Annotated in this window: 25 protein-coding genes; 11 read left to right on the forward strand and 14 right to left on the reverse strand. The window is 70.0% G+C overall.

The features are described from left to right. Positions 1–5: 5 nt before the first annotated feature. Complete coding sequence (locus tag OCU_RS35885) at positions 6–449, reverse strand: MarR family winged helix-turn-helix transcriptional regulator (RefSeq protein WP_008255975.1); 444 nt, start codon at positions 447–449, stop codon at positions 6–8. 340 nt (positions 450–789) lie between these two features. Here OCU_RS35885 and OCU_RS50015 point away from each other — a divergent pair, with 340 nt between their 5' ends. After that, positions 790–1,221, forward strand: coding sequence for an NAD(P)-dependent oxidoreductase (locus OCU_RS50015; RefSeq protein ID WP_014379944.1), 432 nt, complete (start codon positions 790–792; stop codon positions 1,219–1,221). Next, positions 1,205–1,423, forward strand: coding sequence for an NAD(P)-dependent oxidoreductase (locus OCU_RS51775; protein ID WP_236590656.1), 219 nt, complete (start codon positions 1,205–1,207; stop codon positions 1,421–1,423). Before OCU_RS50015 ends, OCU_RS51775 begins: the two co-directional genes overlap by 17 nt. A gap of 130 nt (positions 1,424–1,553) precedes the next feature. On the opposite strand, the gene glnA is transcribed toward OCU_RS51775, so the two are convergent. Beyond that, the gene (gene glnA / locus OCU_RS35895; protein ID WP_008256020.1) at positions 1,554–2,990 is read right to left on the reverse strand and encodes a type I glutamate--ammonia ligase; all 1,437 of its coding nucleotides are present in this window, start codon (positions 2,988–2,990) and stop codon (positions 1,554–1,556) included. A 244-nt stretch (positions 2,991–3,234) separates the two neighbouring features. On the opposite strand from glnA, the gene OCU_RS35900 reads away from it, so the two are divergent. Beyond that, positions 3,235–3,657: an RDD family protein gene (locus tag OCU_RS35900; RefSeq protein ID WP_008256021.1), complete on the forward strand. Its 423-nt coding sequence runs from the start codon at positions 3,235–3,237 to the stop codon at positions 3,655–3,657. 23 nt (positions 3,658–3,680) lie between these two features. On the opposite strand, the gene OCU_RS35905 is transcribed toward OCU_RS35900, so the two are convergent. The 5 genes from OCU_RS35905 to sucB are packed head-to-tail and all read right to left on the reverse strand — an operon-like array spanning position 3,681 to position 8,869. Then, positions 3,681–4,433: a DUF4191 domain-containing protein gene (locus tag OCU_RS35905; RefSeq protein ID WP_008256022.1), complete on the reverse strand. Its 753-nt coding sequence runs from the start codon at positions 4,431–4,433 to the stop codon at positions 3,681–3,683. 28 nt (positions 4,434–4,461) lie between these two features. After that, positions 4,462–5,403: a lipoyl synthase gene (lipA, locus tag OCU_RS35910; protein WP_008256024.1), complete on the reverse strand. Its 942-nt coding sequence runs from the start codon at positions 5,401–5,403 to the stop codon at positions 4,462–4,464. Beyond that, complete coding sequence (gene lipB / locus OCU_RS35915; RefSeq protein WP_008256025.1) at positions 5,400–6,101, reverse strand: lipoyl(octanoyl) transferase LipB; 702 nt, start codon at positions 6,099–6,101, stop codon at positions 5,400–5,402. The genes lipA and lipB overlap by 4 nt, the downstream gene beginning before the upstream one ends. Before the next feature lie 48 nt (positions 6,102–6,149). Beyond that, complete coding sequence (locus OCU_RS35920) at positions 6,150–7,067, reverse strand: TIGR01777 family oxidoreductase (protein WP_008256026.1); 918 nt, start codon at positions 7,065–7,067, stop codon at positions 6,150–6,152. 8 nt (positions 7,068–7,075) lie between these two features. Further along, entirely contained in the window at positions 7,076–8,869 is a 1,794-nt protein-coding gene (gene sucB, locus OCU_RS35925; protein WP_008256027.1) for a 2-oxoglutarate dehydrogenase, E2 component, dihydrolipoamide succinyltransferase, read from the reverse strand. 195 nt (positions 8,870–9,064) lie between these two features. Here sucB and OCU_RS35930 point away from each other — a divergent pair, with 195 nt between their 5' ends. Further along, entirely contained in the window at positions 9,065–10,843 is a 1,779-nt protein-coding gene (locus OCU_RS35930; protein ID WP_014379946.1) for an SDR family oxidoreductase, read from the forward strand. Between the two features lie 5 nt (positions 10,844–10,848). Here the strand turns inward: OCU_RS35930 and OCU_RS35935 are convergent, their stop codons facing one another. Next, entirely contained in the window at positions 10,849–11,190 is a 342-nt protein-coding gene (locus OCU_RS35935; protein ID WP_008256029.1) for a hypothetical protein, read from the reverse strand. 141 nt (positions 11,191–11,331) lie between these two features. On the opposite strand from OCU_RS35935, the gene OCU_RS35940 reads away from it, so the two are divergent. Next, positions 11,332–11,781 (forward strand): SRPBCC family protein, encoded by a 450-nt coding sequence (locus OCU_RS35940; RefSeq protein ID WP_008256037.1) that lies wholly within the window; start codon positions 11,332–11,334, stop codon positions 11,779–11,781. Beyond that, a complete protein-coding gene (locus OCU_RS35945; RefSeq protein ID WP_014379948.1) occupies positions 11,778–13,373 on the forward strand; it encodes a phytoene desaturase family protein in 1,596 nt (531 codons plus the stop codon). The genes OCU_RS35940 and OCU_RS35945 overlap by 4 nt, the downstream gene beginning before the upstream one ends. Before the next feature lie 8 nt (positions 13,374–13,381). Here OCU_RS35945 and OCU_RS35950 read toward each other — a convergent pair whose 3' ends face one another. Next, entirely contained in the window at positions 13,382–14,929 is a 1,548-nt protein-coding gene (locus tag OCU_RS35950; protein ID WP_036455196.1) for a leucyl aminopeptidase, read from the reverse strand. A gap of 50 nt (positions 14,930–14,979) precedes the next feature. Here OCU_RS35950 and gcvT point away from each other — a divergent pair, with 50 nt between their 5' ends. Both gcvT and OCU_RS35960 read left to right on the forward strand, forming a co-directional pair. Beyond that, complete coding sequence (gcvT, locus tag OCU_RS35955; RefSeq protein WP_014379950.1) at positions 14,980–16,083, forward strand: glycine cleavage system aminomethyltransferase GcvT; 1,104 nt, start codon at positions 14,980–14,982, stop codon at positions 16,081–16,083. A gap of 55 nt (positions 16,084–16,138) precedes the next feature. Next, positions 16,139–17,245 (forward strand): branched-chain amino acid aminotransferase, encoded by a 1,107-nt coding sequence (locus OCU_RS35960; RefSeq protein WP_008256044.1) that lies wholly within the window; start codon positions 16,139–16,141, stop codon positions 17,243–17,245. Between the two features lie 79 nt (positions 17,246–17,324). Here OCU_RS35960 and OCU_RS35965 read toward each other — a convergent pair whose 3' ends face one another. The 4 genes from OCU_RS35965 to OCU_RS35980 are packed head-to-tail and all read right to left on the reverse strand — an operon-like array spanning position 17,325 to position 20,343. Beyond that, positions 17,325–18,086, reverse strand: coding sequence for an adenosylcobinamide-GDP ribazoletransferase (locus OCU_RS35965; protein WP_014379951.1), 762 nt, complete (start codon positions 18,084–18,086; stop codon positions 17,325–17,327). Further along, positions 18,083–19,144, reverse strand: a complete 1,062-nt coding sequence (gene cobT / locus OCU_RS35970) for a nicotinate-nucleotide--dimethylbenzimidazole phosphoribosyltransferase (protein WP_014379952.1) — start codon at positions 19,142–19,144, stop codon at positions 18,083–18,085. Before cobT ends, OCU_RS35965 begins: the two co-directional genes overlap by 4 nt. Then, positions 19,144–19,680 carry a bifunctional adenosylcobinamide kinase/adenosylcobinamide-phosphate guanylyltransferase gene (locus OCU_RS35975; RefSeq protein WP_014379953.1) on the reverse strand — a complete coding sequence of 179 codons (537 nt, stop codon included), beginning with the start codon at positions 19,678–19,680 and terminating at the stop codon, positions 19,144–19,146. The genes cobT and OCU_RS35975 overlap by 1 nt, the downstream gene beginning before the upstream one ends. A 30-nt stretch (positions 19,681–19,710) precedes the next feature. After that, on the reverse strand, positions 19,711–20,343 hold the full coding sequence (locus tag OCU_RS35980) for a DUF3043 domain-containing protein (protein WP_225331213.1): 633 nt from the start codon (positions 20,341–20,343) through the stop codon (positions 19,711–19,713). Positions 20,344–20,585: 242 nt separating this feature from the next. Here OCU_RS35980 and OCU_RS35985 point away from each other — a divergent pair, with 242 nt between their 5' ends. Both OCU_RS35985 and OCU_RS35990 read left to right on the forward strand, forming a co-directional pair. Then, positions 20,586–21,662: a glycerate kinase family protein gene (locus OCU_RS35985; RefSeq protein ID WP_008256049.1), complete on the forward strand. Its 1,077-nt coding sequence runs from the start codon at positions 20,586–20,588 to the stop codon at positions 21,660–21,662. A 79-nt stretch (positions 21,663–21,741) separates the two neighbouring features. Further along, entirely contained in the window at positions 21,742–22,098 is a 357-nt protein-coding gene (locus OCU_RS35990) for a HesB/IscA family protein (RefSeq protein WP_008256050.1), read from the forward strand. A gap of 78 nt (positions 22,099–22,176) precedes the next feature. On the opposite strand, the gene OCU_RS35995 is transcribed toward OCU_RS35990, so the two are convergent. Further along, entirely contained in the window at positions 22,177–22,863 is a 687-nt protein-coding gene (locus OCU_RS35995; protein WP_014379954.1) for an Rv0361 family membrane protein, read from the reverse strand. Positions 22,864–23,046: 183 nt separating this feature from the next. On the opposite strand from OCU_RS35995, the gene OCU_RS36000 reads away from it, so the two are divergent. Further along, a complete protein-coding gene (locus tag OCU_RS36000) occupies positions 23,047–24,021 on the forward strand; it encodes a carbohydrate kinase family protein (protein WP_009957664.1) in 975 nt (324 codons plus the stop codon). Positions 24,022–24,057 lie beyond the last annotated feature (36 nt).

The following is a 24,057-nucleotide window of genomic DNA, read 5'->3' on the forward strand; positions in this document are numbered from 1 at the left end:
CGGGTTTACCGTGCGTAGGGGTCGGTGATCTCGCGGAGCTGATCCAAGATCTGCTGCAGCAGTGTGAAGTTGCGGGTACCCAGGTAGGCCTTCCACTCCGAGTGGATCTCGTCGAGAGTTGCCGTGGCTACCGCGACCGCGCGCCGGCCACGTTGCTCGATGACGATCAATCGGGCGCGGCCATCCGCGGGGTCGGGGACCCGGCGGACATAGCCCAAGCGTTCGAGTTGATCGACCAGGACGCCCGCGCTCTGCTTGCTCATTTGCGCCTGTTCAGCGAGGTCTGTGAGGCGCGAACCGTCCGGGGCGATGCGCTGGAACACGCGGCACTGGGCAAGGGTCCAGTCGTCGAATCCGGCATCCTGGAGCGCCCGGAAAATCCGGTCTTCGGTGTACCGGTACGGGATGAACAACGACACCCCTAGATCAATCCGCTGCTCGTCGTTCATGCTGCCCTCGGCTCCATCGCCCACGTGGTCCAACGAAATTCACACCCTACGTCCACCGCTACTGCGCTCGGCGGCCCTGCATCACCTGGGTGACTTGCTACATGCCGCTGTTGCGGGCATGGCCTCCGACCATCAGATTAGTAAATATCATTGACCACCATAGACGTCGGCTTGGTCCTAATCTGTTATGGAATCTTGACATTAGCCGAAAGCATGGACGATAGTAGTCAATGTTCCTGACGATTTACCCGGCGATGGAGGGGTGGCTACCGCGATGCGGGCCCCGCTCACCATCACGCCCTCTCATCCGTTTCATCCGTTCTAGAGAAAGCGAAATATTGTGAAGTTTCTTGTCCTTGGAGCAACCGGCCGCACCGGCCGTCTCTTCGTCACGAAGGCGCTCGACCAGGGTCACCAGGTCACCGCCCTCGTTCGGCGGGCCGACGCCACCGTTGACCCGCGCGCCCACGTCGTCGGCGGCGACGTCACCGACGCCGCCGTCATGGCAACAGCAGCCCGAGGGCACGACGCGGTCATCAGCGCACTCGGAGTCAAAAACGTCCGCCAAACCCCGACGCTGATCACGGACACTGTCCGCGCCGTCATCGCGTCCGCCAAAACATCGGGTGTTGACCGGTTTGTGATCGTGTCCGCATTCGGAGTCGGCGACTCCCTGGCCAAGGCATCGTTTCTCGCCGGCCTGATATTTCGCACGGCGCTGCGCAAGAAGTACGAAGACAAAAGCTGCGTCCGAAGTGCTCTTGAAAGCTAGCGGGCTGAAATGGACCCTCGAATACCCCGGGGCATTGAACGACGGGGTCGGCGGCCGTTACACCGCGAGGGCGCTCGATGACGTCACGACGTTGCCGATGCTCCCCTCAACCTCTCGCGGAAACGTCGCCGACTTTCTCCTCCACTCCGCCTTAGAGGACACGTTCATCCGTCAGGTCGTCGTCGTCACCGACGCCAAATAGGTCGCCGCAGCGGGAGCTGCCCAAGGGGCAGGTTTCGGCGGCGGAACTCGCCGCGGATGCAGTCGCGGCGGCCGAAAACGAAACCACCCGCGCGGCAACCGAACCGCGCGGGTGGTTTCGTCAAGCGTCCTTAAACGTCGTAGTACAGCGCGAATTCGTAGGGGTGCGGCCGGATCTGGACCGGCAGGATCTCGTTCTCGCGCTTGAAGTTGATCCACGTCTCGATGAGGTCGGGCGTGAAAACGCCGCCCTCGGTGAGGTATTCGTGGTCTTCTTCCAGCCGGTCGATCACCGCGGACAGCTGCGTGGGCGCCTGCGGGATGTTGGCGGCCTCTTCGGGCGGCAGCTCGTAGAGGTCCTTGTCGACCGGGGCCTGCGGCTCGATCTTGTTCTTGATGCCGTCCAGGCCGGCCATCAGCATGGCCGAGAACGCCAGGTACGGGTTGCCCGAGGAGTCGGGGCAACGGAACTCGAGGCGCTTGGCCTTCGGGTTGGTGCCGGTGATCGGGATTCGGACACAGGCCGAGCGGTTGCGCTGGCTGTAGACCAGGTTGATCGGGGCCTCGTAGCCGGGCACCAGCCGCTTGTAGGAGTTCACCGTGGGGTTGGTGAACGCCAGCAGCGACGGGGCGTGGTGCAGCAGGCCTCCGATGTAGTGGCGGGCGGTGTCCGACAGGCCGGCGTAACCGGTCTCGTCGTACATCAGCGGGCTGCCGTCCTTCCACAGCGACTGGTGGGTGTGCATGCCGGAGCCGTTGTCACCGAACAGCGGCTTGGGCATGAACGTGACGGTCTTGCCGTGCTGCCAGGCCGTGTTCTTGACGATGTACTTGTAGAGCATCATGTCGTCGGCCGCGTGCAGCAGCGTGTTGAACTTGTAGTTGATCTCGGCCTGGCCGCCGGTGCCCACCTCGTGGTGACCCTTTTCCAGGCTGAAGCCGGCGGTGATCAGGTTGGACAGCATCTTGTCGCGCAGGTCGACGTAGTGGTCGACGGGGGCGACGGGGAAGTAGCCACCCTTGGGGCGGACCTTGTAGCCGCGGTTGGGGCTGCCGTCGAGCTCGTTGGGCGAGCCGGTGTTCCACCAGCCCGAGATCGCGTCGATCTCGTAGAACGAGCCGTTGGTGCGCGAATCGAAGCTCACCGAGTCGAAGATGTAGAACTCGGCCTCGGCGCCGAAGTACGCGGTGTCGGCAACGCCGGTGCTGATCAGGTAGTTCTCGGCCTTACGGGCGATGTTGCGGGGGTCGCGCGAGTACGGCTCGAGGGTGAAGGGGTCGTGCACGAAGAAGTTCAGGTTCAGGGTCTTGGCTTCGCGGAACAGGTCGATCTGCGCCGTCGCGGGGTCGGGCAGGAGCAACATGTCCGATTCGTGAATGGACTGGAATCCGCGAATGGACGAGCCGTCGAATGCCAAGCCGTCCTCAAAAACGCTCTCGTCGAAAAACGAAATCGGAATGGTGAAGTGCTGCATGATGCCGGGCAAATCACAGAACCGCACGTCGACAAACTCGACGTTTTCGTCCTTCGCGAGTTTGAAGACGTCGTCGGGCGTCTTTTCCGTCACAGAGTGCTCCTTTACTTGGTGAGATCCGCGGCCTGACGCTAGGGAGCAGATGTTGCCCGTCAGTCAACCCGATGTTGCGCGCACGTTACGTGACCATGCCACACGCAAAAAGTGGCCGCTTTGGCGGCGGGTTCTATTGTGGGGCCATGGATCGCAAGATCGTATCTTTTCTGGTGGCAGAGCGCACCGTCCGCCCACCGTTCCGGACCCGGCCGTCGGATTATTCGGACCCCGGTCCGCGGCGATGATGCCGGAATCGCGATCCGCCTACCCCGGTGAAAAGCTGGGATTGCCCGAGAGCGGGCCGGGCTCGCTGGCGCGGATGGGACGACGGCTGGGCGCGCTGACCATCGACTGGCTCATCGCGTTGGGCCTGGCGGCGCTGGCCATGCGACTCGGGTGGTTACCCGAAGGGGCGCTGGCGACCGCCGAGCTGGTCGTCTGGTTCGTGCTGGGCGTGGTCTCGGTGCGACTGTTCGGCTTCACGCCCGGCCAGCTGGCGCTGGGTCTGCAGGTGGTGACGGTGGACGGGCGCGGGCTGGTCGGCACGGGCCGCGCGGTGGTGCGCGGCCTCCTCGTCGGCACCGTGGTCCCGGCGCTGTTCACCGACTGGGACGGCCGCGGGCTGCAGGATCGGCTGACCGCGACGGCCGTGGTGAGGCGCTGAGCGCCGAGTTCGACCCGCTGCGATTACTTGCGGCGCACCGTGCGCTGCACGCCGCGCATCTTGCCGGCGTTGGGCAGCGGACCCTTGGGCATGACGGCGGCCCCGGCCCGCGTCCCCAGCGCGGCCAACCGGGACTCCAGCGTGTCCATCTGCTTGACGGTGATGTTGGCCGGCAACCGGGTGAGATGGCGCTCCAGCTTGGCCAGGGGCACCTCGTCCTCGCCGTTGCCGACGATGATGTCGTAGATCGGCACGTCCCCGATCAGGCGGGCGGTGCGCTTCTTCTCCTGCGCCAGCAGTGGGCGCACCCGGGTCGCCGAGCCCTCGCCGACCAGGATCACGCCGGGACGGCCGATGACGCGGTGCACGGCGTCCAAGTGGCCGGTCGCGGCCACGCCGGGGGTCACCCGCCACTTGCCGCGCAGGTTGTCCAATGCCCATGCGGCCGCCCCGGTTTGGCCTTCGGCCTTGCGGTAGACGGACTTCTGGGCGCGGCGCCCGAAGACGATGAACGCGACCAGCGCGCCCAGCACCACGCCGAGCGGGATCAAGGTGATCATCGTCAGCCCGCCGGCCCAGAGCCCGACGCCCACCGAGACGCCCACGATCAGCACGAAGGCGCCGATCATGTACGGCAGCAGGCGCTTGTCCTCCTGGCGTTGCAGGTTGAACGCCTGCCACAACTGGGTGCGGCGCTCCCGCGCGGCGGCCTTGCGGGCGGCCTGCGCCTGCGCTCGGGCGGCCTTGTTCTCAGCGGCAGTGCGGGATTTAGCCATAGTCAAAGAATACGTAGCGCCCCGACGGTCACCGTGCCGCGGCGTCCGAGGCGCGGGCGGCGGCCGCTTGCTGATACAGCCGCCCCGCGCGATACGACGAGCGCACCAGCGGCCCCGACAGCACCCCGGAGAACCCCAGCTGCTCGGCGTGCTGCGCGAACTCGACGAATTCCTCCGGCTTCACCCACCGCTCGACGGGGTGATGCCGCGCCGAGGGCCGCAGGTACTGGGTGATGGTGATGATGTCGCAGCCGGCGTGACGCAGGTCGGCCAGGGCGGTGCGCACCTCGTCGGGGGTCTCGCCGAGGCCGAGGATGAGGTTGCTCTTGGTGACCAGCCCGGCGTCACGCGCCGCGGTGAGCACGTCCAGGCTGCGCTGGTAGGTGAAGGCCGGCCGGATGCGCTTGAAGATCCGCGGCACGGTTTCGACGTTGTGCGCCAACACTTCCGGGCGCGACTCGAACACCTCGGCCAGGCGGGCGGGCTCGCCGTTGAAGTCGGGGATCAACAGCTCGACGCCGGTCGACGGGTTGAGTTCCTTGATGGCGCGCACCGTCTCGGCGTAGAGCCACGCGCCGCCGTCGGGCAGGTCGTCGCGGGCCACGCCGGTGACCGTGGCGTAGCGCAGCCCCATCGTGCGCACGCTGTCGGCCACCCGCCGGGGCTCGTCGCGGTCCAGCTCGGCTGGCTTGCCGGTGTCGATCTGGCAGAAGTCGCAGCGACGGGTGCACTGGTCACCGCCGATCAGGAAGGTCGCCTCGCGGTCCTCCCAGCATTCGAAGATGTTGGGACACCCGGCCTCTTCGCAGACCGTGTGCAGGCCCTCGCGCCGGACCAGGCTCTTGAGCTCGGTGTATTCCGGGCCCATCTTGGCCCGCACCCTGATCCACGGCGGTTTGCGCTCGATCGGGGTTTCGGCGTTGCGCACCTCCAGGCGCAGCAGTTTGCGTCCCTCGGGTGCGACAGTCACATCGCTGATGCTACGCGCGCGGCGCTGTCGTGCTCGCGCACCGGCAGCACCCCGTCCAGGGCGTCGCAGACGGCGTCGGCGACGCTCGTGCGGATGTCGTCGACGGTCACCGGGCGGCGCAGTTCGGCCGACAACGACGTCACCCCGGCGTCGCTGATGCCGCACGGCACGATGGCGTTGAAGGCGCCCAGGTCGCAGTCGCAGTTGAGCGCGAACCCGTGCAGGGTGGTGGCGCGCGACACCCGCACGCCGATCGCCGCGACCTTGCGGTCGGGCCGGCCGTCGGTGCCCGGCACCCACACCCCGGACCGGCCCGGGACGCGGACCGTGTCCAGGCCCAGGTCGGCGCACACCTTGATCAGCGCTTCCTCCAGCCGCCGCACGTAGTTGACCACGTCGAGCGGTTCGATCAGGCCGATGATCGGATACCCGACCAGCTGACCGGGACCGTGCCAGGTGATCTTGCCGCCGCGATCGGTGTCGACGACGGGGGTGCCGTCGGCCGGTCGTTCGTGCGGCTCGGTGCGCCGTCCCGCGGTGTAGACCGCCGGGTGCTCGAGCAACAGCAGGGTGTCGGCGCCGCCCGCGGCGCGGGCGTCGGCCAGGTCGCGCTGCTGCTGCCAGGCCACGCGGTAGTCGACGGTTCCGAGCTGGCGGACGTCGATCAGGGACCGGCTGGACCGGATGGAATCGATCACCTTCGCGACGGTACTCGGCCCGCCCGCGCGAGGGCGACGCACGTGCCGCTAGTCGTGGTCTCGCCGGGCGGTGGCGTAGCCGAGCGCCTCACCAATCGTGTTGTGGTGGAACAGAAAACCGGCGCGCTCGAGCGCCGACGGGATGGCCCGCTGGCCCGTCAGCAGGCCTTCGTCGGCGAACTCCCCGAGCGCGGCCCGCACCGCGAACCCGGGCAGCATCAACGGCGTCGGACGGTTGACCGCCCGCCCGAACGCGGTGGTGAACTCGGCGTTGGTGACCGGCGCGGGCCCGGTCATGTTCACCGGCCCCGACAGCGCGGTGTTCGATATCGCGAACAGCAGCGCGCGCACTTCGTCCTCCAGCGTGATCCACGACATGTACTGCCGACCACTGCCCAGCCGGGCCCCGAGGCCCGTGCGGAACAGCGGCCGCAACCGCCCCAGCGCGCCACCGGCGGGGGAGAACACCAGCCCGGTGCGGGCCAGCACCACGCGGGCGCCGCCGTATTGGGCCGGCAGCGTGGCGGCCTCCCAGTCCTCGCACAGCCGGGCCAGGAAACCGCTTCCGGCACGGTCGTTTTCGTCGACCACGCGGTCCTTGGTGTTTCCGTAGAAACCCACCGCGCTGGCGTTGACCAGGGTCGCCACCCCGGCGTCGGCGACCGCGTGCGCCAGGACTTCGGTGGGGGCGATGCGGCTGTCGCGCAGGCTCTGCTTGAAGGCGCCCGACCAGCGGCGCTTGCCGATGTTGACGCCGCACAGGTTGACGACGGCGTCGACGTCGCCCAGCGTGTCGGGGTCGAGGTCGCCGCTCTCGGGGTTCCAGTGCACCTCGTCGGCGTTGCTCGGCGCGCGACGTACGATGCGCAGCACGCGGTGGTCGGCGGCCCGCAGGGCCGCGGTGAGGGCGGAGCCGATCAGGCCGGACGACCCTGCGACCGCGACGACGAACTTTTGACCAGCCACGTTCGCGCTCAGAGCCCGAGGTCGGCCTCGAACGCTCCCTCTTCGAGCCGGTGCTTGATGGTGGTCAGGAACCGCCCGGCATCCGCGCCGTCGATCAGCCGGTGGTCATAGGTCAGCGGCAGGTAGCAGATCGATCGGACACCGATCGATTCGTTGCCGAATTCGTCGACGATCACCCGGGGGCGTTTGACGATGGCGCCGGTGCCCAGCATCGCGGCCTGCGGCGGGACCAGGATCGGGGTGTCGAACAGCGCCCCCTGGCTGCCGATGTTGGTGATCGTGAACGTGCCGCCCGAGAGCTCGTCGGGTTTCAGGTTGCCCGAGCGGGCGCGCGCGGCGATGTCGGCGATCGCCCTGGCCAGCCCGGCCAGCGACAGGTCGCCGGCGTTGTGCACGACGGGGGAGAGCAGACCCTGTTCGGTGTCGACCGCGAAGCCGAGGTGCTCGGCGTCGAAGTAGGTGATCTCCTTGGTTTCCTCGTTGTAGCTCGCGTTCACGTTCGGGTGGATCTTGAGGGCGTCGATCACCGCGCGGGCGATGAACGGCAGGAAGGTCAGGTTGACGCCTTCGCGTTCGGCGAACGCCGCCTTGGCCCTGGCCCGCAACCCGACCAGCCTGGTCATGTCGACCTCGTGGGTCTGGGTGAGTTGGGCTGTGGCCTGCAGGGATTCGCGCGTCTTGTTGGCGGTGATCTGACGGATCCGGCTGGCCTTCTGGGTGGTGCCGCGCAGGTGCGCCAGCGCCGGCGCCGGGGTGGGCGCGGGAGCGGCCTTGCGGGCCTCGCCGGCAGCGGGGGTGGGAGCAGCAGCGGCGGCGGGCGCCTTGTCGGCCTGCTGCTTGCGCTCGGCGGCCGCCAGCACGTCTTGCTTGCGGATGCGGCCGCCCACTCCGGTGCCGGTGACCGAACTGAGGTCGATGTTGTTCTCGGCGGCCAGTTTTCGCACCAGCGGCGTCACGTAGGGGGTGCCGTCGCCGCTCGCGTCCGCCGGCTGGGCCTGTGCGGGTTGGGCTTTCGGCTCGGGTGCCGCCTTCGGTTGCGGTGCGGGGGCCGGCGTCGGTTCGGGCTTCGGCTGCGCCTGGGGCTGGGGCTGTGGTTGTGGTTGCGGTTGTGGCGCGGGTTCCGGCTTGGGTTCGGCCTTGGGCGCGGGCGGCGGCTGCGGCGCGGCGGGGGCGGCGGCCTCGGAACCGCTGCCGATGCGGGCCAGCTCGCCGCCGACGGGCACGGTGGCGTCTTCCTCGGCGGTGATGCTGATCAGCACACCGGCCACCGGCGACGGGATCTCGGTGTCCACCTTGTCGGTGGACACCTCGACAAGCGCGTCGTCGACCTGGACCGAATCGCCGACCTTCTTGAGCCAGCGGGTCACGGTGCCCTCGGTCACCGACTCACCCAGTTCGGGCATCAGCACCGGGGTGGCGTCGCCGCCGCCGGAGCTCTGCTGGGCCGGCTGCGGCTCGGGCTGGGCCTGGGGCTGCGGCTCGGGCTCGGGTTGCGCCTCGGGCTGGGCGGGGGGCGCCGACTGCGCCTGCGGCTCTTGCTGGCTCGGCGCCTGGGATCCGCCGTCCTCGTCGCCGATCACGGCCAGCTCGCCGCCGACCTCGACGGTGTCGTCTTCCTGGGCGACGATCTTGGTCAGCACACCCGCGGCCGGCGACGGGATTTCGGTGTCGACCTTGTCGGTCGACACCTCGACGAGCGGCTCGTCGAGTTCGACCGTGTCGCCTTCCTGCTTGAGCCAGCGGGTGACCGTCCCCTCGGTGACGCTCTCACCGAGTGCCGGCATCTGGACGGAGAAGGCCATCTTTTCTGACTCCTCGATCGCTCGTGGGTCGGGGCGGGTCGTGCAGCTCGCTTGTGGAAGGCGAAGTAGCAATCCAAAACTATCCTGTCACTGCGGCCGCGCCGGCACGCAGCCAGGGCAGATACCGCGCGCTGGCCGGGTGACCCCGATCACGCTTGCTACCGTGTGGCCACGGCAGCCAGAGCGGGAGGTCCGATGCCGCCATCACAACAACTACCCCGGCATTTCGTCGACAGCGCGGACGGCGCGCGCATCGCCGTCTACGAAGAGGGCAACCGCGAGGGCCCCACCGCGGTGCTGGTGCACGGCTTTCCCGACTCGCACGTGCTGTGGGACGGGGTCGTGCCGCTGCTGGCCGAGCGGTTCCGGATCATCCGCTACGACAACCGCGGCGTCGGCCTGTCCTCGGTGCCCAAGCCGGTATCCGCCTACAGCATGGATCGCTTCGCCGACGACTTCGCGGCGGTGACCGGCGAGCTGAGCCCGGGCGCGCCCGTGCATGTGCTGGCCCACGACTGGGGCTCGGTGGGGGTGTGGCACTACCTCAAGCGCCCCGGCGCGGGTGACCGGGTGGCCACGTTCACGTCGGTGTCCGGACCCGCTCAGGACCAACTGGTCGACTACATCTTCACGGGCCTGCGCGCGCCGTGGCGTCCGCGTACTTTCCTCCGGGCGCTCAGCCAGGCGCTGCGGTTCACGTACATGCTGCTGTTCTCGATCCCGGTGCTGGCGCCGTTGTTCCTGCGGCTGACGCTGTCGGTGCCGGCGCTGCGCCGCAACGCGGTCGACAACATTCCCGTCGAGCAGATCCATCATTCCGACAAGCTCGCGCGCGACGCCGCCCAGTCCGTGAAAACCTATCCCGCCAACTACTTTCGCTCGTTCTCCGGTCGCAAGGGCGGCGTCGCGGTCATCGACGTGCCGGTGCAGCTGATCGTCAACACCAGGGACAAGTACGTGCGGCCGTACGGGTACGACCACACCCCGCGCTTCGTGCCGCGGCTGTGGCGCCGCGACATCCGGGCCGGTCACTTCTCCCCGATGTCGCACCCGCAGGTGATGGCGGCGGCGGTGCACGACTTCGCCGACCTGACCGAGGGCAAGCAGCCCAGCCGCGCCCTGTTGCGCGCGCAAATCGGGCGCCCGCGCGGATCGTTCGGCGACACCCTGGTGTCGGTCACCGGCGCCGGCAGCGGCATCGGGCGCGAGACCGCGTTCGCGTTCGCGCGCGAGGGCGCCGAGGTGGTGATCAGCGACATCGACGAGGCGGCCGTCAAGGCCACCGCCGCCGAGATCGCCACCCGCGGCGGCGTCGCGCACGCCTACGTGCTCGACGTGTCCGACGCGCAGGCGGTGGAGGCGTTCGCCGAGCGGGTCAGCGCCGAGCACGGCGTACCCGACATCGTGGTCAACAACGCCGGCATCGGGCAGGCGGGCGGGTTCCTGGACACCCCGGCCGAGCAGTTCGACCGGGTGCTCGACGTCAACCTCGGCGGGGTGGTCAATGGCTGCCGCTCGTTCGGGCGGCGGATGGTGGAGCGCGGCACCGGCGGCCACATCGTCAACGTGTCGTCGATGGCCGCCTACGCCCCGCTGCAGTCGCTGAGCGCGTACTGCACGTCGAAGGCGGCCACCTACATGTTCTCGGACTGCCTGCGCGCCGAACTCGACACCGCCGGCGTCGGCCTGACCACGATCTGTCCCGGCGTCATCGACACGAACATCATCAAGACCACCCGCTTCGACGCGCCCGCGGGAAAGCTGGCCGAGGCCGTCGACGGGCGCCGCGGGCAGCTGGGCACGATGTTCGCGCTGCGGCGCTACGGCCCCGACAAGGTCGCCAACGCGATCCTGTCGTCGGTCAGGAAGAAGAAACCGATCCGCCCGGTCGCGCCGGAAGCCTATGCGCTGTACGGACTTTCGCGGGTGGCGCCGCAGGGTCTGCGCAACGCCGCGCGGATGCGGGTGATCTGAGGCGATTACGGGCCCGTGGCCGCGCCGCGGCGCCCGGTCAGCAGGGTGGCGCCGATCGCGATGACGCCGAGCACGGCCAGCGGGATGGCCCACGCCCGGCGGCCACCCACCGACGACTGGCACTGCGCGACAAAGTCGGTGTGCGGGACGATCTGGTTGAGGATCGGGATATTCGCGCCATTGCTGTTGTTCGCGCTTCTGGCCTCGGAGAGATCCGTCGCGACGGCGTTGCCGCACCCCACCGAGTGGCCATTGCTGTCGGTGACCGACACCGGCGCCAACAAACCGATGACCCCGGCCAGCAACAGCACCGCGCCCACACCGATGATCAACCGCCGCGCCGTCATGGTCCGCCTTTCTCGCCATTTCCTGCCGGGGATTACGACCGCTTGCAGATTAACCGGAGCGAAGCGCCGATAAACCCGGACGGATACAGCGCCCGTGGGTGGGTATCCCGCCGCAGTAGTCACGAGCGGAAAGGATGTGCGGTGATCACTGCGACGCGAGAGGTGCCCGTCCCGTGCGAGCGGGTGTGGGAGGTGCTTGCGCAGGGCTGGACCTACACCCAGTGGGTGGTCGGCAACAGCCGCATGCGCGCCGTGGATCCGAACTGGCCGGAGGCCGGCTCCTCGATCAGGCATTCCATCGGGATCTGGCCGCTGGTGATCGACGACGCCACCATCGTGGAGGAAAGCGAACCGCCGCACAGGCTGGTGTTGTGCGCCCGCCTGGGGCCGATGGGCGCCGCGCGGATCACGATGCTGCTGCACGAGATTCCGCAGGGGTGCCGGATCGAAATGATCGAGGTGCCGGTCGAGGGACCGATGAGCCTCGTTCCCGATTCGGTCGCGTTGGCCGCGGCCTACCCGCGTAACAAGGAGTGCCTGTTGCGGCTGGCGGCACTAGCGGAACGTCTGGAGCCGAGCCAGGTGAAGTGACCGTGCACGACGCTGCCGACGCGGTCGTCATCGGTGCCGGGCACCACGGGCTGGTTGCCGCCGCGATGCTGGCCGACGCGGGGTGGGACGTGCTGGTGCTGGAGGCCCAGCCGGAGCCCGGCGGCGCGGTGCGCAGCGCCGAGTTGACCCCGGGCTACATCACCGACCTGTTCAGCTCGTACTACCCGATGACGGTGGCCTCGCCCGCGATCGCCGCGCTGCGGCTCGAGGACCACGGCCTGCGATGGTCACACGCGCCCGCGGTGGTGGGCCACCCCCGCGGCGCCGCCGACGACGACCCGCCCATCATCTACCGCGACCCGGCTCGCACCGCCGCGGAATTCGCGCGCCGCGAGCCCGCCGACGGCGAAAACTGGTGGCGCGTCGTGAAGTTGTGGGAGCGCATCAAGGCGCCCCTGCTCGACGCCATGCTGGCGCCGTTCCCACCTGTGCGCCCGCTGCTGCGGCTGCTGGCCGAACTCGGTACGTCGGAAGCGATCCGGGTCGCGCGCCTGCTGGTGCAGCCGGCCAACACCATGGCGAGCGAGCTGTTCGCCGGGGAGGCACCGCGAGTCTTGTTGTTGGGCAACGCCATGCACGCCGACGCCCCGCCCGATGCGCCGATCAGTGGCGCCATGGGCTTTGTGATGACGATGCTGGCCCAGGACTGCGGCTGGCCGGTGCCGGTCGGCGGGTCGGGTCAGCTAACGGCCGCGCTGGTCAGCCGTGCCCGCTCCGCCGGCGCGCGAATCGAGTGCAACGAGAACGTTTCTCGCATCGAGGTGCGGGGCGGCCGGGCGGTCGCGGTGACGACGGCCGGAGGGCGCACGGTGCGGGCGCGTCGGGCGGTGGTGGCCGACGTGACGGCGCCGCGACTGTTCTGCGACATGCTGCCCGCCGACGCGGTGCCGCCCAAGGTGCGGCGCGACCTCGAGCACTTCGCGTGGGATCCGCCGGTGGTCAAGGTGAATTATGCGCTGCGCGAGCCGGTTCCGTGGCGGGCGCAACGGCTGCGCGGGGTGGGCACCGTGCACCTCGGGGCCGACGGCGACGGGCTGGTGCGCTGGATGGCCGACCTGAACACCAAGACGGTGCCCGATCATCCGTTCATGTTGCTGGGGCAGACCACCACCGCCGACCCCACCCGGTCGCCGCCGGGCACCGAAAGTGTGTGGGCGTACACGCATTTGCCCCGCAATGTCGCCGACGACTCCTCTGCCGAGCGCCTCGCCGGCTCGGTTGACCGGGTCATCGAGGAGCATGCGCCCGGCTTCGGCGCGGCGGTGATCGACCGGTTCGTGCAGCGGCCGTCGGACCTGGAGGCCAGCGACGCCAACCTGCACCTGGGCGCGCTCAACGGCGGCACCGCGCAGCTTCAGCAGATGCTGATCTTTCGACCGGCGGCCGGGATGGGCCGGGCCGAAACCCCGGTCGACGGGCTGTATCTGGGCAGCGCGTCGGCCACCCCGGGCGGTTCGGTGCACGGCGCCTGCGGGCGCAACGCGGCCAACGCGGCGCTGGCCGCGGGCGGGGTCAGCGGCTGGCCGCGGCGCAGGCTGACCCGCGCCGCGATGTCGCTGCTGACGAAATAGTCTGTGCGTCAGCCGTTTTCGGCGATGTCCTCGAGGACCGCGAACATGGTGCGGACCGGAACGCCGGTGGCGCCCTTGGGCGAATACCCCCACGGCCCGCCGGTGTTGTAGGCCGGGCCGGCCACGTCGATGTGCGCCCAGCCCACGCCGTCGGCGACGAACTCGCGCAGGAACACGCCCGCCACCAGCATGCCGGCGAAGCGCTGCCCGCTGATGTTCGACAGGTCGGCCACCGTGGACTTCAGGTCCTCCTTGAGTTCGTCGGGCAGCGGCATCGGCCAACCGTTTTCGCCGACCCGCTGCGAGATCGCGGCCACCCGGTCGCGGAACTCGTCGCTGCCCATCACCCCGGGGATCCGGCTGCCCAGCGCCACCGTCTGCGCGCCGGTCAGCGTGGACGTCTCGATCAGGTAGTCCGGGTTGTCCTCGCAGGCGCGCACGATGGCGTCGGCCAGGATCAGCCGGCCCTCGGCGTCGGTGTTCTGCACCTCGACGGTGATGCCGCCGTACTGCGTCAGCACGTCACCCGGGCGCTGCGCCGTCGCCGACGGCATGTTCTCGGCCATCGGCACGGTGGCGATCACGTCGATGGGCAGCTGCAGCTGCGCGGCCAGCGTGACCGTCGCGATGACCGCCGCGGCCCCGCCCATATCCGAGGTCATGTGGTGCATCCCGGCTGCCGGCTTGATCGAGATGCCGCCGGTGTCGAACGTGACGCCCTTGCCCACCAGGGCGACTCGCTTCGCCTGCTTGGACCGCTTGGCCAGCTTCGCGCCCCGGTGGGTCAGCCGCACCAGCCGCGGCGGCCGCGACGACCCCTGGCCGACGCCGATGATCCCGCCGTAACCGCCCTTGCGCAGCGCCTTGTCGTCGAGCACCTCGACCTCGAGCCCCACCGACTCGCCCAAAGCCCTTGCGCGCTTGGCGAATTCGTCAGGGAACAGGTGGCTCGGCGGGGTGTTGACGAAGTCGCGGGCGGTGGCGACCGCGGTCGCGACGGCCGCACCGTGCGCGGCGTCCTTCTTGGCGTCCTTGGCGGTGGCGAGCACCGTGATCTTGCCCAGCCCTTTGTCTTTGGGTGCGGACTTGGGGCTGCGGAAGTCGGTGAACCGGTAGCTGCCCAGGATCAGGCCCTCGACGGCGGCCGAGACGACGCCGTCACCGGGCAGCTCGCCCAGCGTGGTGATCACGGCCGCGGTGCTGCCCAGCGACCGCGCGGCCACCCCGGCGGCGCGGCGGACCGTGTCGGCCGGCCACTCCGGCCGCGGCTTGCCCAGGCCGATCGTCAGCACGCTGGACACCGGCAGCGAACCCACCACCAGCCGGTGCACCTGGTCGGCGCCGCCGGTGGCCTCCAGCGCGCGCAGCCCGGACTCGATCTCGGCGACCGCATCCGAGGACAGGAACGGCCCGGCCTCGGTGACGGCCGCGCCCGGCTTGTCGTCGTCGCCGGTCGAGACGACGGGCACGATCAGCACGGTGGACGCGGCGGCGCGCCGGGGCAGCGAGGAGGCGACAGTGACAGCGGGGGAGGCGTAACCGGGTTCTGTGCTCATCCGCATCACCCTAACGGGCCGCCCGTCGCGGCCCCTTAGGGTGAAGAGTCGTGAGCAACGAAGCCGACCTTCTGCACGGACCGTTAGAAGACCGTCACCGCGACCTGGGTGCCAGCTTCGCCGAGTTCGGCGGCTGGTTGATGCCGGTGTCGTATGCGGGCACGGTCAGCGAGCACAACGCGACGCGCAACGCGGTCGGCCTGTTCGACGTCAGCCACCTGGGCAAGGCGTTGGTGCGCGGGCCGGGCGCCGCGCGGTTCGTCAACGCCGCGCTCACCAACGACCTGAACCGGATCGGGCCCGGCAAGGCGCAATACACCCTGTGCTGCACCGAATCCGGCGGGGTCGTCGACGATTTGATCGCCTACTACGTCGACGACGACGAGATCTTTCTGGTGCCCAACGCCGCCAACACCGCGGCCGTGGTCGACGCGCTACAGGCGGCCGCGCCACCCGAACTGACCATCACCAACCTGCATCGCTCCTATGCGGTGCTGGCCGTGCAGGGCCCGCGCTCGGCCGACGTGCTCGGCGAGCTGGGCCTGCCCACCGACATGGATTACATGGCCTACGCCGACACCTCGTATTCCGGGGTACCGGTGCGGGTCTGCCGCACCGGCTACACCGGCGAGCACGGCTACGAGCTGCTGCCGCCGTGGGAGTCCGCCGGTGTGGTGTTCGACGCGCTGGCCGCCGCGGTCAAGGCGGCCGGCGGCGAGCCGGCCGGCTTGGGCGCCCGCGACACGCTGCGCACCGAGATGGGCTATCCACTGCACGGGCACGAACTGTCGCTCGACATTTCCCCGCTGCAGGCCCGCTGCGGCTGGGCGATCGGCTGGAAGAAGGAGGCGTTCTTCGGCCGCGACGCCCTGCTGGCCGAGAAGGAGGCGGGGCCGCGGCGGCTGCTGCGCGGGCTGCGGATGACCGGCCGCGGGGTGCTGCGCGCCGGGCAGACCGTGCTGGCCGGCGACACCCCGGTCGGGGTGACCACCTCGGGTACCTTTTCGCCGACGCTGCAGGCCGGCATCGCGCTGGCGCTCGTCGACACCGACGCCGGGGTCGAGGACGGCCAGGAGATCACCGTCGACGTCCGCGGCCGTCGCGCAGCCTGCGAAGTCGTGCGCCCGCCGTTCGTCGCGGTGAAAACCCGCTAGCCACGCCGCCCGCGCGGGCGAAATCCGATTCGGCGGGCGGATATACAATCGGCGGATGACCAGTGGCTCCCTCGAGTTCACGGTTTCGCGCTCGACACGTCCGGCGACCGACACCGAACGCGAAACCATCCTGGCCGAGCCGGGTTTCGGTAAATACTTCACCGACCACATGGTGGCGATCGAGTACGACGAGGGCCGGGGCTGGCACGACGCGCGCGTCATCCCCTACGGCCCGATCGAGTTGGACCCGTCGGCGCTCGTGCTGCACTACGCCCAGGAAATCTTCGAGGGCCTCAAGGCGTACCGCTGGGCGGACGGCTCGATCGTCTCGTTTCGCGCCGAGGCCAACGCCGCCCGGCTGCGTTCGTCGGCGCGACGGCTGGCGATTCCCGAACTGCCCGAAGAGCTGTTCATGGAATCCTTGCGCCAGCTCATCGCCGTCGACAACGCCTGGGTCCCGTCCGCCGGTGGGGAAGAGGCGCTGTATCTGCGCCCGTTCGTCATCGCCACCGAGCCCGGACTGGGCGTGCGGCCCTCCCGGCAATACCGCTACCTGCTGATCGCCTCGCCGGCCGGCGCCTACTTCAAGGGCGGCATCAACCCCGTCACGGTCTGGGTGTCGACGGAGTACGTGCGGGCCAGCCCCGGCGGCACCGGCGCGGCCAAGTTCGGCGGCAACTACGCCGCCTCGCTGTCCGCCCAGGCCGAAGCCGCGGCTCACGACTGCGACCAGGTGGTGTGGCTGGACGCCGTCGAGCGACGCTTCGTCGAGGAGATGGGCGGCATGAACATCTTCTTCGTGTTCGGCAGCGGCGGGTCGGCGCGGCTGGTCACGCCGGAACTGTCCGGCTCACTGCTACCCGGGATCACGCGAGATTCGTTGCTGCAGTTGGCCATTGACGCCGGGTTCTCCGTCGAGGAACGCAAGATCGACATCGACGAGTGGCAGAAGAAGGCCGCCGCCGGCGAGATCACCGAGGTGTTCGCCTGCGGCACCGCCGCGGTCATCACACCCGTCTCCCACGTCAAGTACGGCGACGCCGAATTCACCATCGCCGACGGCCAATCCGGCGAGGTGACGATGGCGTTGCGCGACACGCTCACCGGGATTCAGCGGGGCACCTTCGCCGACACCCACGGCTGGATGGCCCGGCTCGGGTAGGCAGCTCGGGTAGCCGCTCGATCGCCCGGCCAGGCGGGCGCTCGGGTGTCGGCGCCCGGCTGGCCGGGCGCTCGGCGCGTTAGAACCGCACCAGGGCCGCGAGCGCCACCGCGCACACCGTCGTCGTCAGCTCGATCGCGGCGCCCAGCACGTCGCCGGTGATCCCGCCGAAGCGGCGCGCGCAGTGCCGCACCAGGACCGCGCCGCAGCCCAGGCCCAGCAACGCCGCCGCCGGTCCGTGCCACGGCCGCGGCCCGGCCGCCAGCGAAATCCCCAGCAGCACCGCGACCCAGGCCGTCACCACCGCCGTCGGCTGGCTGCCGGCGACCGCCGCACCCAGCGCGCTGCCCTCGGCGGCCGGCACCGCGCGGTGACCGGCCAGCACCGCGGCGACCCGCCCGGCGAACACCGCCACGGCGATCCCGACGACGCCGCGCACCCCGCCGCCCGCGCCCAGCGCCGAGAACGCCAGCCCCTGCAGCAGCACCACGACGACGACGGCGGCCACCCCGAACGGCCCGGTCGATCCCTCCCGCATCACCGCCAGCGCCCGCTGCGGCGGCCCGTAGCAGCCCAGGCCGTCGGCGGTGTCGGCGACACCGTCGACGTGTAGGCCACGCGTGATCAGCAGCAGCACCACGACCGCAAGCACCCCCGCCAGCGGGGTGCACCGGCCGAAGGCCAGCTCCGCGCCCCAGGTGATGGCCGCGGCCAACGCCCCCAGGCCCGCGCCCACCACCGGAAACGCCGTCAGGGCGCCGCGGCCCATCGGCGCGGTCCGCGCACCCGGGACGGGCAGCACCGTACCGAACGCGAAAGCCGTTGCCAGCGAACGGATCACGACGGGGGAGCAGCCTGGTCGGGGCGGTTGGACACGCCGGCCTCGGTGAACGTGGCCATCGACGACAGGGCGGCCACCGCGGCGCGCAGCACCGGCACCGCCAGCGCGGCGCCGGTTCCCTCGCCCAGCCGCATGCGCAGGTCGAGGATCGGCTCCAGATCCAGTGCCGTGAGCGCCAACGCGTGGCCCGGCTCGGTGGACCGGTGACCGGCCTGCCACCACATCCGGGCGCCGGGAGCCAGGTGCTCGGCGACCAGCGCGGCCGCGGTCACCGCCATGCCGTCGAGCAGCAGCGGCGTGCGCCGCACCGCGGCGTGCGCGCAAAAGCCCGCCATCGCCGCCAGATCCGCCCCGCCCGCGCAGCGCAGCAGCGCGACCGGATCCGGCAGCACCTGCCGCGCCCGGAACAGGGCGTCGCGCACCGCGGCGGTCTTGCGTCCCCACCCGGCGTCGTCGATCCCGGTGCCGAAGCCCACCACCACGACCGGCTCGGCGTTGGTCAAAGCCGCCACCAAAACCGCTGCGGCCGTGGTGTTTCCGATGCCCATGTCACCGGCGATCAGCAGATCCGCGCCCGCGTCGACCTCCTCGTCGGCGATGGCGGCGCCGGCGGCCAGGGCCCGCTCGGTCTCCTCGTCGCTCAACGCGTCCTGCATCCTGATGTCGCCGCTGCCGCGCCGCACCTTGTGGGCGCCGATCGGTGGACTGAGCGCCTCCGCGTCGACCGCCAGGTCCGCGACGCGCACGCTCGCCCCGGCGATGCCGGTCAGCGCGTTGATCGCTGCCCCGCCCGCGTCGATGTTGGCGACCATCTGCGCGGTCACCTCCGGCGGGTACGCCGACACCCCCGAGCGGGCGACGCCGTGGTCACCGGCGAACACCACCACCCGGGCGCGCTCGAACCCTCGCGGGGGGCATTGCCCCTGGCACGACGCGATCCACACCGACAGGTCCTCGAGGCGGCCCAGCGCGCCGCGCGGCTTGGTGAGGGCGTCCTGGCGCGCGCGGGCGGCGGCCGCGGCGCCCGCGTCGGGCGGTGACACGACGGCGAATTCCATTAGGCCCCCGACGGTTTGATCGGCACCGCCTGCCCGGCCACCACCAGCACCACCCGATCGCACAGCCGGGCGAGGCGCTGGTTGAGGCCGCCGAGTTCGTCGGCGAACCGGCGCCCGGCGGCGGTGGCGGGCACGACGGTCAGCCCGACTTCCGGGCTGACCAGCACCAGTGTCGAGGCGAAGCCGCCGACCGCGGACAGCACGTCGTCGACCGGCGCCGCCACCGAGCCCCCCTCCCATGCGTTCTCGCGGTCCATCGCGCCGGCCAGCCAGGTGCCCAGATCGTCGACCAGGGTGGGGGTGTCCGCGGATTGGCGCAATTGCGTTGCGATGTCGCAGGCTTCGATCGTCGACCAATGCGCGGGCCGGCGCTCACGATGCTCGGCGACCCGGTGCGCCCAGGCCGCGTCGTCGGCACCGGCCGGACCGGGAGCCAGGTAATGGACCGGCCGGCCGGGCGGCAACCCCGCGGCGATGGCGTCCTCCGCCCACCGTGACTTGCCTGACCTGATCCCGCCGAGCACCAGGGTGCGCACCGGCGTCAGCCGGCCTTCGAAAAGTATGGGTTATTCGACACTGGCGCCATGCTTGACCTGGGGCCGCGGCGCCCGCAGCCGGCGCATCTGGGAGGCGCGGCCGGCGGCGTAAAGGCCCAGCTTCCAACGGCTTTCGGTGTTGTCGGGGAATTTCGCGTCGACCAGCTTGCTGACTTTGCGGCCCAGGATCAGGCCGTCGACGCTCATCACCGCCATCAGCGCCAGCATCGCCGGGGAAATCCAGAGCTGCAGCTGCGGGACGCCGAACATGACGAACATCAAAAACAGGGTCGACGGCATGAACAGGCCCAGCAGGTTGCGCCGGGAATCCACCACGTCGCGCACGTAGCGTCGGATCGGGCCCTGGTCGCGCGGCAGCAGGTAGCCCTCTTCGCCGGCCATCATGCGATTGCGGCGCTCCGACATGCGCGCGCGGTTGGCGGTCTTTTCGGCGCGGCGCTCCTCGCGGCTGAGCTTGGGGCCGGCCAGCGATTTGCGCCGGGCCCGCGCCTCGGCGGAGGTCATGGGTGCGGGCGCGACGGGGCCCTTCTTCGCGTTCCGGCGGGCCTCGTTGCGCTTGGGCGTGGGGCGCCCCTTGGGTCCGGTCCGGCGGGGTGCGGCGTCCGGGCCGCCAGCAACGTCGGAGGCGGCCGACACGGCCACGGTTTCGTCGAGGTCGGTGTCCTGGCCCTTCTTGCGACCCAAAAGCTTCACAGGGGCCAGGTTACTTCGCGGATGACGCGCGCCGGAATTCGCCTGGAATGCCTTGCTATTAGACCTGCGTTAGTGCCGCACTTGGCCCTACTCTTACACGTGATGAATGGCTGCCTTTGATGGACGACGGGTCGATGGCCTCGGATGATGCTGCCCCCGGCCTGGCACCCGGCCGCCTTCAGCTACCCGCGATGCAGGTTTTGGTGGCCCCGGACTGCTACGCCGACAGCATGTCCGCCCTGGAAGCCTCCGCCGCCATCGCGACCGGCTGGACACGGTCGCGTCCGGGCGACCGGTTCATCGTCGCGCCGCAGTCCGACGGCGGGCCCGGCTTCGTCGAGGTGTTGGCCAGCCGACTGGGGGAGATGCGGCGATTGCGGGTGTCGGGGCCGCTAAAGGCCATGGTGGAGGCCGAATGGGTCTTCGATCCCGGGTCGGCGACCGCATACCTGGAGTGCGCCCAGGCCTGCGGTTTGGCGCTGCTCGGCGGTCCGCCCACCCCAGAGACCGCGATGGCGGCCCACAGCAAAGGCGTGGGGCAGCTGATCGCCGAGGCGCTGCGGGTGGGGGCGACGCGGATCGTCGTCGGGTTGGGTGGCAGTGCGTGCACCGACGGCGGCCAGGGCATGATCGCCGAGCTGGGCGGCCTGGACACCGCCCGCCGCCAACTGGGCAACGTGGAGCTGATCGCCGCCTCCGACACCGAATACCCCCTGCTCGGTCCGTGGGGAGCGGCCCGAGTGTTCGGGCCGCAGAAAGGCGCCGACACGGCCACCGTCGCGGCGCTGGAAGTTCGGCTGCAAGCCTGGGCGCTCATTTTGGAGGCGGTGGCCGGGCGCGACGTGAGCGCCGAACCGGGCGCGGGCGCCGCCGGCGGCATCGGCGCCGGGCTGCTCGCGCTCGGCGGGCGGTGTGAGTCCGGGGCCGCGATCATCGCCGAACACACCCGGCTTTCCGACGATCTCGACACGGCGGAGTTGATCGTCACCGGCGAGGGCCGTTTCGACGAGCAGTCCCTGCACGGGAAGGTGGTGGGCTTTCTGGCCGACGCCGCCCGGCCGCGGGGCATCCCGGTGGTGGTCCTGGCCGGCCAGGTCGATCTGGACAACGCGACGGTGCGCTCGTCGGGCATCATGGCCGCGTTGTCGATCGCCGAGCACGCCGGATCGGTGCGGCTGGCCCAGGCCGACGCCGCCAATCAGCTCATGGGTCTGGCCTCCGTTGTGGCGGCGCGACTCGGGAATAGCGGTCCTGCAAGGTACCGTTGATGGTGTGGACTTTCCGGCAGTCCGGCGGCGCCGGGCGTGATCGGTCCCCGCTCAACAAATGAGGCATGTAGGAGAAGCAATGACGGTGCAAAACGAGTCGAACGCCAAGACCCACGGCGTGATCCTGACTGAGGCCGCCGCCACCAAGGCCAAGTCGCTGCTGGACCAGGAGGGTCGCGACGACCTGGCGCTGCGCATCGCGGTCCAGCCGGGCGGGTGCGCTGGGCTGCGCTACAACCTCTTCTTCGACGACCGGTCGCTGGACGGCGACCTGATCGCGGAGTTCGGGGGTGTGACCCTGACGGTGGACCGGATGAGCGCGCCCTACGTCGAGGGCGCGTCCATCGACTTCGTGGACACCATCGAAAAGCAGGGGTTCACCATCGACAACCCCAACGCCGGCGGGTCGTGCGCCTGCGGCGACTCGTTCAACTGATTTCACCGCGAGACTGCGACTACCGACGCGTTCCCGAGTAGGGCCGTCGGCGGTTGCGGTCTCGCTGCAAGAAAAGCTCTAGTACGAGCCCCCGGTGCGCAGCACGTATGAGCACACCATGATCTGGCCGCGCTGGAAGAGCAGCTGCGCGATGCCCTGCACCTGCCCGCGCATGGGTCCCCCGCTCACCGGCGACACCCGCATGGTGAACAACGCCTGAGCCTGGTACTGCGACAGGTACACGATCTTGTCGATCGAGGTGATCTCCACCTCGGAGAACTGCTTGCGGAATGCGTCGCTGCTGAGCTTGGCCAGCGCCTGGTCGGATCGCTTGTCCTGGACGGCGTCGTAGAGGCCGCACAGCGCGTTCCGGGCGATCTCGTTGATGTCGCGGTGCTCGAGCGCGTCCAGGTATCCCTGAATCGCCGTCTTCGCCGCGCCCTCGGAGAACGTGGTGCCGGTGTTGGCCCCGTTGGTGCGCACCCCGTAGACGATGGCCACCGTCATCACCGCGACGAGCGCGATGGCCAGCGCCACGCCGACGATCAGCCGCCGCCTGGAGCGTGGCGGCGGATACGGCGCCGGCCCCGGGGGCGGCCCGGCATAATTGCCCGGAGGGGGTCCCGCCTGCGGAGCCGGGGTGAAGCCCGGGCCGCCGGTGGCGGGGTCATCGGGGAACTCGAGTGGCTCGGATTCGCTTGGGGGCTCGTGTCCGCTCGGTCCGTTGCCGCCGCCAGCGTGGTTCGGCGAGTGCGGGCCTGCCATCGTGGTTCTCCTACGGTGGTAGACGGGACTGCAAGCGGGTTGCGGCGCACGCATTGTGATCCCGGCGACTTGAGTGAGTTCCCTAGGGAGGCTAGCGCAGACCTTGCGGCGACCGTGCACGCGACGACGGTCGGAGGCGCCTGAGTAAGCTAGATAACCTTACTAACGAAGGATGGAGATTTCGTGACGATCGCGGTGACAGGTTCGATTGCGACCGACAATCTGATGCGGTTCCCCGGCCGGTTTTCCGAGCACCTGCTGGCCGAGCACCTGCAGAAGGTGTCCCTGAGCTTCCTGGTCGACGACTTGGTGATTCACCGCGGCGGCGTGGCGGGCAACATCGCCTTCGCCATCGGTGTGCTGGGCGGCGACGTCGCGCTGGTCGGCGCGGCCGGTGACGATTTCGGCGAGTATCGCGACTGGCTGCAGAGCCACGGCGTCAACTGCGACCACGTGCTGATCTCGAAGACCGCGCACACCGCACGGTTCGTGTGCACCACTGACGAGGACATGGCCCAGATCGCGTCGTTCTATCCCGGCGCCATGTCCGAGGCCCGCAACATCAAGCTTGCCGACGTCGCGTCGTCGGTCGGCAAACCCGACCTGGTGATCATCGGGGCCAACGACCCCGACGCGATGGTGGTGCACACCGAGGAGTGCCGCAAGCTCGGCCTGCCGTTCGCCGCCGACCCGTCCCAGCAGCTGCCCCGCCTGTCCGGGGAGGAGATCGACAAGCTGGTCGATGGCGCGGCCTACCTGTTCACCAACGACTACGAGTGGGAGCTGCTGCTCTCCAAGACCGGCTGGTCCGAGGCCGACGTGCAGCAGAAGGTGGGCCTGCGGGTGACCACGCTCGGCGCCAAGGGCGTCGACATCGTCGAGCGTGACGGCACCACCACCCACGTCGGCGTGGTCCCCGAGACCAGCCAGACCGACCCCACCGGTGTCGGTGATGCGTTCCGGGCCGGTTTCCTCACCGGGCGCAGCGCCGGGCTGAACCTCGAGCGTTCGGCACAGCTGGGCTCGCTGGTGGCCGTGCTGGTGCTGGAGTCGACCGGAACCCAGGAATGGGCGTGGGACCGCGAGGTCGCCAAGACCCGTCTGGCCGACGCCTACGGCGACGAGGCGGCCACCGAGATCGCCGCGGTGCTGGGCTAGCGCCGTTTCCCCGACGCCATTTCTCGCCCGGGCCGC

Source organism: Mycobacterium intracellulare ATCC 13950, assembly GCF_000277125.1.
In the GTDB taxonomy this organism is placed as follows: Bacteria; Actinomycetota; Actinomycetes; order Mycobacteriales; family Mycobacteriaceae; genus Mycobacterium; species Mycobacterium intracellulare.

Excerpts from the sequence above, each read along its gene's own strand:
- OCU_RS35930 (WP_014379946.1), top strand. The coding sequence starts at position 9,065 with ATGCCGCCATCACAACAACTACCCCGGCATTTCGTCGACAGCGCGGAC.
- OCU_RS35950 (WP_036455196.1), bottom strand. The coding sequence starts at position 14,929 with ATGAGCACAGAACCCGGTTACGCCTCCCCCGCTGTCACTGTCGCCTCC.
- OCU_RS35900 (WP_008256021.1), top strand. The coding sequence starts at position 3,235 with ATGATGCCGGAATCGCGATCCGCCTACCCCGGTGAAAAGCTGGGATTG.
- OCU_RS35905 (WP_008256022.1), bottom strand. The coding sequence starts at position 4,433 with ATGGCTAAATCCCGCACTGCCGCTGAGAACAAGGCCGCCCGAGCGCAG.
- OCU_RS35960 (WP_008256044.1), top strand. The coding sequence starts at position 16,139 with ATGACCAGTGGCTCCCTCGAGTTCACGGTTTCGCGCTCGACACGTCCG.
- OCU_RS35985 (WP_008256049.1), top strand. The coding sequence starts at position 20,586 with ATGCAGGTTTTGGTGGCCCCGGACTGCTACGCCGACAGCATGTCCGCC.
- OCU_RS35885 (WP_008255975.1), bottom strand. The coding sequence starts at position 449 with ATGAACGACGAGCAGCGGATTGATCTAGGGGTGTCGTTGTTCATCCCG.
- sucB (WP_008256027.1), bottom strand. The coding sequence starts at position 8,869 with ATGGCCTTCTCCGTCCAGATGCCGGCACTCGGTGAGAGCGTCACCGAG.
- OCU_RS35995 (WP_014379954.1), bottom strand. The coding sequence starts at position 22,863 with ATGGCAGGCCCGCACTCGCCGAACCACGCTGGCGGCGGCAACGGACCG.
- OCU_RS35935 (WP_008256029.1), bottom strand. The coding sequence starts at position 11,190 with ATGACGGCGCGGCGGTTGATCATCGGTGTGGGCGCGGTGCTGTTGCTG.
- OCU_RS35990 (WP_008256050.1), top strand. The coding sequence starts at position 21,742 with ATGACGGTGCAAAACGAGTCGAACGCCAAGACCCACGGCGTGATCCTG.
- cobT (WP_014379952.1), bottom strand. The coding sequence starts at position 19,144 with ATGGAATTCGCCGTCGTGTCACCGCCCGACGCGGGCGCCGCGGCCGCC.